We start from the raw sequence: 8,574 nt of genomic DNA on the forward strand, positions 1-8,574 counted from the left end.
GCGCCGCCCACAGCCGGGCGACCAGCTCGGCCCGGTCCGCGCCGCCGGGGTTGGCGGCCGCCGAATCGCCGGTCGCCGAGCGGCCGGCGGCCCGAAACTGTCGGACCCGGGCGAGACGATGTCCCCGTCCCGCTCCCGGGAGCGCCCGGTCCCGCGCCCTGCCACCGTCCCGCGTCACCCCTCCATCCTTGCCACCGGACGGCGCCTCCCGCACGGGATCGGCCCGTTCGCCGGCATCAGCCCGATCCGTCCCAGCCATACCGACCCCCGGAGGTCACGATGAGCGACATCTCCCCCATCCCCGACGACTACCCCCGGCTCTGTCCCTACCTGTGCGTCGACGGCGCGGCCGCGGCGATCGAGTTCTACGCGTCCGTGCTCGGTGCCACCGAGCGGATGCGCCTGGCCGGGCCCGGCGACAAGGTGGCCCACGCCGAGCTCGCCTTCGGCGACTCGGTACTCATGATCTCGGACGAGTTCCCCGAGATGGGTGCTCTGAGCCCGGCCTCGGTCGGCGGGTCCCCGGTGACGATCTCGCTGTACGTCGAGGACGTCGACGCCGCCTACGACCGTGCCCTCGCCGCCGGCGCCACCGCGGTGCGGCCGGTGACGGACCAGTTCTACGGCGACCGGTCCGGCCAGTTCACCGACCCGTTCGGGCACCGTTGGAGCATCGCCTCCCGAGTCGAGCAGGTGCCCCCGCAGGAGATGGCGGCCCGGATGGCGGCGATGGGCAGCGACTGACCGCCCCCTGCCCAGGACCGGCCGCCGGATTGCCGGCGGTCCGGTCAGCTCCCATTAGTCCTGGTCGAGTCCCATTAGTCCTGGTCGAGGCCGCCCAGCACCGGCGGGAGCTCGCCGGAGTAGACGACGCTGAGCGAGCGGGTGGCTCGGGTCAGCGCGACGTACAGGTCGGCGAGGCCCCGGGTCGGCTCGGTGAGCAGCGCGGCCGGTTCGACGAGTACCACCGCGTCGAACTCCAGACCCTTGGTCTCCGCCACGCTGAGCACCGCGACCGGGGCATCCAACGCGTTGCCGGCGGCGCTCGCCGGATCGACCGAGTCCGGGACGACGGCCAGGTCGGGCAGCAGGGCCATCAGCGCAGCCCGCAGGGCTTGGACGTCGCGGGGCCGGGCGATCACGGCCACCCGGCCCGAGCCGGCCGCCGCCTCCCGCCTGGCGGCGTGGGCGACGGCGGCCAGCAGCGGGGCGGACGGCGCGTTCGCGGGGGACGGTGCGTCCCCCAGCAGCCGGGCGAGCCCGGGGACGTCCTCGACGGCGACCTCGCCGACCCGCACCGCCGTGGGGCGGTGGCCCACCGCGCGGACCGACACCGGAGCGGTCAGGTTCGGGTTCTGCGCGTGCAGAACGTCCGCGGCCACATCCATGATCTCCTGCGGGGTGCGGTAGTTGACGCTGAGCCGTTCCACCGTGAACCGCTCGTCGACCACCGGTGCCAGCAGCTGCGCCCAGCTCGTCGGCGCGCCCGGCCGGGCGGTCTGGGCCAGGTCACCGACGAGGGTGGCCATCCGCCCGGGGCAGCGGCGCCACAGCAGCCGCCACAGCATCGGGGAGACCTCCTGCGCCTCGTCGACGATCAGGTGGCCGAACGCCCAGCCACGGTCCTCACGGGCATGCTCGGCGGCGGTGCGCCGCACCCGCGGACCGGACCAGCGGTCGGCGAGTGCCGCCGCGTTGACCTGCCCGTCCAGACCCAGCATGTCGACCACGCCGCGGGCGTACTCGCGTTCCTCCGCCCGTTCCCGCTCGGCCCGCCGGGCGGCCTGCAGGCCCGCCTCCTCCTCGGGATCACCGAGCAGCTCGGCCGCCTCGTCGAGCAGCGGCACGTCCGCCGGCGTCCAACGGCGCCGCCCGCCGACGCCCCGCCCAGCCGCGGCCGGGCCAGCACCGACAGTTGGGCCAGCACCGACGGCCGGGCCACCGGTCCGCGGAACCGGAATCCGGCCCGCGGGACCAGCGGGAGCTGCGGCTGCCCGATCGCCCGCCCGGTCACGATCGTCCGGGTGGGCGCCGTTCGGCCCGGCGCCGGCAGCGGTCGGGAGCAGGTTGGCCGTGGCGAACAGGTCGTCGGCCTCGTCCTCGGCCCCCGTCCGGCGGCCGGCGACACCGCCGAACCGGATCGCCTGCGGCGCGTCGGCGCCGGGCAACGCGCGGTCGGGTCGGGTCGGGTCGGCGACCGGGGGCAGGTCCTGCAGCAGGGCACGTTCGCCCGGCGTGAGCCGGTTACCCGCCGCCCGGGCCAGCGCAGCCGAGTCGCTGAACAGGTCGCCGATGAGCTGCTGTGGCGTCAGCAGCGGCCACAGCCCGTCGAGGACCGCCCGGATCTCCTCCTCCGCCCACAGGTCGCGGGTGATCTGCCCGCGCTCGTCGGCGTCCAGCAGGCCGCCGCGGATCTGGCGGACCACCTGGGTGGTGAGCTCGGCCAGCAGCTCGCGCAGGAAGACCCGCCGGGCCGAGTTGTGCGGGCGGCGGCTGCGCCGGGCCCGGGTGCGGGCACGGGCGACGGTTTCCTGGCCGAGTCGCAGCACGTGATCGTCATAGTTGATCACAAGCTCCTGTCGGGGCAGGCGCTGGCGGTCCCGCACCGCCCCGGCGACGACCTCGGCCATCCGCGGGTCGCCCTTGAGGGTGGCGACCTCGACCGGTTCGCCGGCGGTGGCGTCGACCCCGGGAAACAGCCGGCCGGGGGTGGCGAAGACCACGCCGGTCTCACCGAGGGACGGCAGCACCTGGTCGATGTAACGCAGGAACACCGGGCTGGGCCCCACGATCAGCACGCCGGACTGGTCGAGTCGGGCCCGGTCGTTGTAGAGCAGGTAGGCCGCGCGGTGCAGCGCCACCGCCGTCTTGCCGGTCCCCGGCCCACCGTCGACGACGAGGATGCCGTTCGCCCGGGCCCGGATGATGCGGTCCTGCTCGGCCTGCAGGGTCGCGATGATGTCGTGCATGCGTCCGGTGCGCGGCGCCGCGAGGGTCTCCAGCAGCATCGAGTCGCCGGACTGCGCCACCGCGCCGTCGGGCACCGAGTCCAGCGGCCCCAACGGGTCGTCCGCGATCCCGGTGACCTCGCGTCCCCGGGTGCGCAGGTGCCGGCGGCGGACGAGGCCCTGCGGGTCGGCGAGGGTCGCCCGGTAGAAGGCCGTGGCGACGGGGGCGCGCCAGTCGACGAGGATGGGCTCCTGCTCGCTGTCCGACAGGCCGATCCGCCCGATGTAGGTGCGCCGGCCGTCGTCGTGGTCCATCGCACCGAAGCAGAGCCGGCCCTCGGCGGCGTCGAGCCGGGCGAGCCGGTCGGCATGCGCCGCGGCGAACACCTCCCGCTCGACGATCGACTGCGGGGTACCGGTGCCGACATCGAGCAGCACCCCGCGTAGCTGCTCCCGGGTGATCTCCCGGACCTCGTCCAGGCGGGTGTACAGCGTGTCCAGGTACGCCTGTTCGCGGGCGCGCTCGACATCCTGCATGGTCGGCACCGGCGCTCCTCCCGGGTCGGATTCGGGTTCGATGGCTGATCGGCGTGAGCCGACTTCGCCTGCGGTCGGCCCACGAGGGCGCACGCCACTGCGCCGAGGCGCCATGGCGCCCCGGCGTAGCTCGCCGCACCCGGTGCGGGACCGGCGCGGCAGCCGATCCGGCGGGCCACCGCGGTCACCGGCCGCCAGCCACGGTCCGTGCCTGCCGGCCGGGCACGGACCGGTGAGCCAGGAAGGTAACAGCACCTTCCCCACGAACCTTCCCGGCCCGCCGCACAGACCTGTGTCCCACCGGTCGGCCGACGGATCGGGTGCATCGGGTGGTCAGACCACCACGTCGGCGACGGCGTCCCGAACCGTACCCGGGGCACGGTGGCCGCAACGCCGCACCGGCGCGTGTTCCAGATTACGGACGTCGGGCCCGGACGTCCGCTCACCCATCCGTCTGGGCTGCACCAAACGGGGGAGCCTCGTCGACCAGGCCGCCCTGGTGCTAGGACCGGTCGGAGGCCGACTCGCGCAGGTCGCCGGCGTCGCGCTCCTGGCGCACCCGGACCAGCGCGGCGACCAGCCGGGGCAGGTCGCCGCGGTCGACCAGGTCCAGGAACCGTTGCGGGCTGGTCGGCAGCCCGAGCTCGCCGGCAGTGCTGCGCACCCGTTCGTCGAGGTAGGGAACGAGCTCGTCCCAGCCGGCCTGGGCCTCGCGCAGGAAGATGTCGGCCCCCACCGGGCCGATGCCCTTGATCTTCTGTAGCAGCGCGTGCTCGCGGTCCGGGTAGTGATCCGCGGCCTCGCGCAGGTGCCGGATGTCGCCGTCGTAGGCGTCCGACAGGTAGCGGCTGGCGTCCGCGAGCTGGCGGGAGGCACTCTCGTCGTAGCGGGCGTAGCCGTTGCGGTGCAGGACGGCCGTGCGCTCCTGCCAGGTCGCCTCGGCCATCGACGCGGCGTCGGTCCAGCCCGCGTCCATGAGCGCGCAGGTGGCCTGGACCGCCGCCGCGGTCCTGATCCGGGCGCTGGCGAGCAGGGCGAAGACGGTCAGCCTGAACATCGCCTCGGCGGTGTCGGCCGGCACGTCGGCGTCGATCTCGTCGGCGAACGTCCGCCCGTGGCGGGTGAGCAGCTCGGCGACCACCGCCTCGATGTCAGTTCCAGCCATGCACAGGAACTACCCGCGCTGCCCGCACCCACTCCGGTGCCGCCGGCCGGCGGCGAACCGCCGCCACCTGGGGGAACTGTTCGTCGCTTTTGGTCGGTACCAGCAGTAGGGACGCCCCGGGGACACATGCCACTCGGCTCCCGCGGCCCGGCCGTCGGTCCCGACCCGTGGGTTCCGGTCGGCGCATGCCCCGAACGCGACCGTCCCTCAGGCTGGGGGTAGATACTTGAGAAGAAGGGAGGCTGACATGCCCACCGATGCAGTGCGGTCCGCATCGCTGCCGTTGTCGCCCGGCCTGGCCCGAGAGGTGGTCGCGGCAGCCGCCGCGGCGCCCTCGATCCACAACACCCAGCCCTGGCTGTGGCGGCTCGGGCCGGAGGGGCTCGCGCTGTTCGCCGACAGCTCCCGCCAGCTCGACGTCGCCGACCCCGAGGGGCGGCAGCTCCTGCTGAGCTGCGGCGCGGCGCTGTGCAACGCCCTGCTGGCGCTGCGGGTCCGCGGCCTGGAGCCGGCCGTCGAGCTCCTACCGGACGGCGCCGACTTCCACTCGAAGCGCCTGGCCACCGTCACAGTCGTCGGGCAGCGGCCAGCGGATGACACCGAGCGGGCCCTCGTCGAGGCCATCCCCCGCCGGCACACCGACCGCCGCCCCTTCGCCGAGCGCCCGTTGTCCGACGAGGCCGTCGCCCGGCTGCGCGCGGCGGCCGAGGCGCACGGCGCCTGGCTCACCGCGCCGACCGATCCGGACCTGCGGGTCCAGGTCAGCGTCCTGCTCTCGCGGGCGGACTGGATCGAGGTGCACAACGACGGCTACCGCAAGGAGCTGGCGTCGTGGAGCCGGACGGCGCCGGCCGCCGACGGCATTCCCCGCAGCGCGGTCGTCCACTCCGACGCACCTCGCCAGTCCGAGTTCCCGATGCGTGACCTCGACGTGGTCGGCCAGGCCGGCACGCGGCTGCGGGAGCATGACGTGGAGCGTCCGGGCATCCTGCTGATCGGCACCGAGGCGGACACCACCGCCGACCGGCTGCGGGCCGGCGAGGCGATGCAGCGGGTGCTGCTCACCGCGGCGGCACTCGGCCTCGCGACGTCGCCCATGTCGCAGGCCATCGACGTCGAGGGCATGCGTGAGCAGTTCCGCGCGGCCACCGGCGGGCTGGGGCACGTCCAGATGATCCTGCGAGCCGGCTACCTGCCATCGGGTACCGAGCCGCTCGACCCGACCCCGCGGCGGCGGGTCGACGACGTTCTCGACGTTGCCGGCTCCGACGAGCGCATCTGACGCGGCCGCGATGAGCGGGGGGTTCGGGCTCGATCTGAGCGACGATCAGCGGGAGCTGCGTTCCTGGGTGCACGGCTTCGCCGCTGACGTGGTCCGCCCCGCGGCATCGGACTGGGACGAGCGCGAGCAGACGCCGTGGCCGGTCATCCAGGAGGCGGCGAAGATCGGCCTGTACGACTTCGACGCCCTGGCCACGCTGTGGGCGGATCCCACCGGCCTGTCGCTGCCGCTGCTGTCCGAGGAGCTGTTCTGGGGCGACGCCGGGATCGGCATGTCGATCATGGGCACGACGCTCGGGGTCGCCGGCATCGTCTCCGCCGGCACCCCGGAGCAGATCGGCGAGTGGGCGCCGCAGTGCTTCGGCGACGCCAGCGACCCGAAGGTGGCGGCGTTCTGCGTCTCGGAGCCGGGCGCCGGCTCGGACGTGTCGGCCATGCGGGTGCGGGCCCGGCACGACCCCGCCAGCGACGAGTGGATCCTCAGCGGCCAGAAGGCGTGGATCACCAACGGCGGCATCGCCGCCGTCCACGTCGTCGTCGCCTCGGTGGACCCGGAGCTGGGCTCGCGTGGCCAGGCGGCGTTCGTCGTCCCGCCGGACACCCCCGGGCTCACCGCGTCCCGCAAGATCCGCAAGCTGGGCCTGCGCGCCTCGCACACCGCGGATGTCTTCCTCGACGAGGTGCGCGTCCCGGGGCGCTGCCTGCTCGGCGGCCGGGAGCGGCTCGACGAGCGGCTCGCCGCCGCCCGCGTCGGCCGGCGCGCCTCCGGCCAGGCGGCGCTGGCGACCTTCGAGGTCACCCGGCCGATCGTCGGCGCCCAGGCCATCGGCATCGCGCGCGCCGCGTACGAGTACGCCCTGGCCTACGCCCGCGAGCGGGAGCAGTTCGGCCGGCCGATCATCACCAACCAGGCGATCGCCTTCGCCCTCGCCGACATGCGGATGGAGATCGACGCGGCCCGACTGCTCATCTGGCGGGCCGCCTGGATGGGCCACAACGGCCGGCCGTTCGAGGCCGGCGAGGGCTCGATGAGCAAGCTCAAGGCCAGCGAGGTCGCGGTGTGGGCGACGGAGAAGGCGGTGCAGATCCTCGGCGGCGCCGGCTACAGCCGCGACCATCCCGTCGAACGGATGTTCCGCGACTCCAAGATCTACACGATCTTCGAGGGGACGTCGGAGATCCAGCGGCTCGTCATCGCCCGGGCGATCTCCGGCCTGCACATCGCCTGACCGCGCATCGGGGTTTTTTCGCCGAAAACCGCCGAGATACGGGGTCTGCACGCTCACGAGACGGTTTGATCGCACCAGACCGGGTCGCTCGCGGCGGCGTCCGACGTTCGGGGGCGTCGCTGGCCCGCCGACGGCGGCCCGGTCCCGACTCGGGGGGTCCCGGGGGCGCCGACCATCGCGCGGTGTCCCCGGGGACGCCGGGGACGCCCGAGATCAGCATGACCCGGGGTCCATGCCCCAGGGTCAGGGGGATGTGGGGCCGGGGGCGCTGACGTAGGCGACGCTGGCGTAGCTGTCGGCGGGGCGGCCGGCGGCGTCGACGCAGCGCACCGCCACCGTGACGTCCGCGGATGCGCCGCCGCTGACCGCGGGTACGCCGCCGGCGACCGCGGGGGCCGGAAGATCGACCGCGGCGCAGCGGGCGGTGGGCTCGCCGTACGGGGTCACCTGCAAGGAACTCGGAGTCCGCGCAACCTCGGGGAACCGCACCTGGTAGCTGCCGACTCCGACCCGACGGACCTGGTTCGTCGCCCCCGCACTGTTCGCCGAGTACCAGGCCCAGGCGTTCACCGGCGGCCCCGGCGGGACCTGCTGGATCGGCCCGCCCGGACGGATCACGCCCGTGAACGCGTGGCCGAAGCTGCTCGCGCCGGTCGGGATCAGCGCGTGCCCGCTGGTGTAGAGCAGTACGAAGGGGCTGTCCGTCCAGTCCGATCCGCGCGCGCAGCCGACGAACACCGACTGGCGGTCCTTCTTCACCACCCGCCCGAGGGCATTGCACCCGACGGGACCATCGCCGATCGCGTTGACCTGCAGGTTGTTGCCGTTTTTCGCGAACGCCGGCCCGGTCAGGTCGATCGTGTAGTGCCCGGCCCCGACCCGCTGGACCTCGATCGTGCCCGGCCCGCTGACGCTGTAGGCGTTCGTCGGCCGGGAGCTGGCGGCCGACGCGGCGTCGGACCGCAGGTAGGCGTACGCCCCGCCCGTCGACAGCGGTGCGGACGGGGACGCGACCGGCGACGACGACGGGGACGAGGACGACAGGGACGAGGACGACGAGGATGCGGACGAGGACGAGGACGACGAGGATGCGGACGAGGGCGGGGTGTCCGGGAACATGGGCGGTGTTGCGGTCGGGGCCAGCGACGCTGTGTCCGGCACGTGGGTGAACAGCGCGGTGAAGGCGGAGTCGACCCCTGCCCCCACGGCGTCGCGGCAGGTCAGGTCGACCTGCTCGTCCCGACCGGCGGCGCCCCAGCGCACGACATGGCAGGAGGCGACCGGCGCGGCCGGGGTGACCGCGCCCCCGGCCGGGTCCAGCGCGGTCACGATCGCCGCGCCGCGGCCGGCGGCCACGGCGATGCCGGGGAAGGTGACACGGTAGCCGCCGGTCTGCTGCCGCACGACCGTGACC

General features: G+C 74.4%; 6 protein-coding genes. 3 read left to right on the top strand and 3 right to left on the bottom strand.

Features of this window, described 5'->3' with window-relative positions; genetic code table 11:
* Nucleotides 1-279 precede the first annotated feature (279 nt).
* Nucleotides 280-744 (top strand): VOC family protein, encoded by a 465-nt coding sequence (locus tag ND748_RS19010; RefSeq protein ID WP_251747349.1) that lies wholly within the window; start codon nucleotides 280-282, stop codon nucleotides 742-744.
* Between the two features lie 74 nt (nucleotides 745-818).
* Here the strand turns inward: ND748_RS19010 and ND748_RS19015 are convergent, their stop codons facing one another.
* Both ND748_RS19015 and ND748_RS19020 read right to left on the bottom strand, forming a co-directional pair.
* Complete coding sequence (locus tag ND748_RS19015; RefSeq protein ID WP_251747350.1) at nucleotides 819-3,494, bottom strand: ATP-binding domain-containing protein; 2,676 nt, start codon at nucleotides 3,492-3,494, stop codon at nucleotides 819-821.
* A 493-nt stretch (nucleotides 3,495-3,987) separates the two neighbouring features.
* A complete protein-coding gene (locus tag ND748_RS19020) occupies nucleotides 3,988-4,650 on the bottom strand; it encodes a hypothetical protein (RefSeq protein WP_251747352.1) in 663 nt (220 codons plus the stop codon).
* A gap of 247 nt (nucleotides 4,651-4,897) precedes the next feature.
* On the opposite strand from ND748_RS19020, the gene ND748_RS19025 reads away from it, so the two are divergent.
* Together ND748_RS19025 and ND748_RS19030 are read left to right on the top strand one after the other, a co-directional pair.
* Complete coding sequence (locus tag ND748_RS19025; RefSeq protein ID WP_251747354.1) at nucleotides 4,898-5,932, top strand: nitroreductase family protein; 1,035 nt, start codon at nucleotides 4,898-4,900, stop codon at nucleotides 5,930-5,932.
* 10 nt (nucleotides 5,933-5,942) lie between these two features.
* Nucleotides 5,943-7,160: an acyl-CoA dehydrogenase family protein gene (locus ND748_RS19030; RefSeq protein WP_251747356.1), complete on the top strand. Its 1,218-nt coding sequence runs from the start codon at nucleotides 5,943-5,945 to the stop codon at nucleotides 7,158-7,160.
* Between the two features lie 243 nt (nucleotides 7,161-7,403).
* On the opposite strand, the gene ND748_RS19035 is transcribed toward ND748_RS19030, so the two are convergent.
* On the bottom strand, nucleotides 7,404-8,574 hold a 1,171-nt coding region (locus ND748_RS19035; protein ID WP_251747358.1), incomplete at its 5' end, for a hypothetical protein.

This window comes from Frankia sp. AiPs1, from assembly GCF_023716945.1.
Lineage (GTDB): Bacteria > Actinomycetota > Actinomycetes > Frankiales > Frankiaceae > Frankia.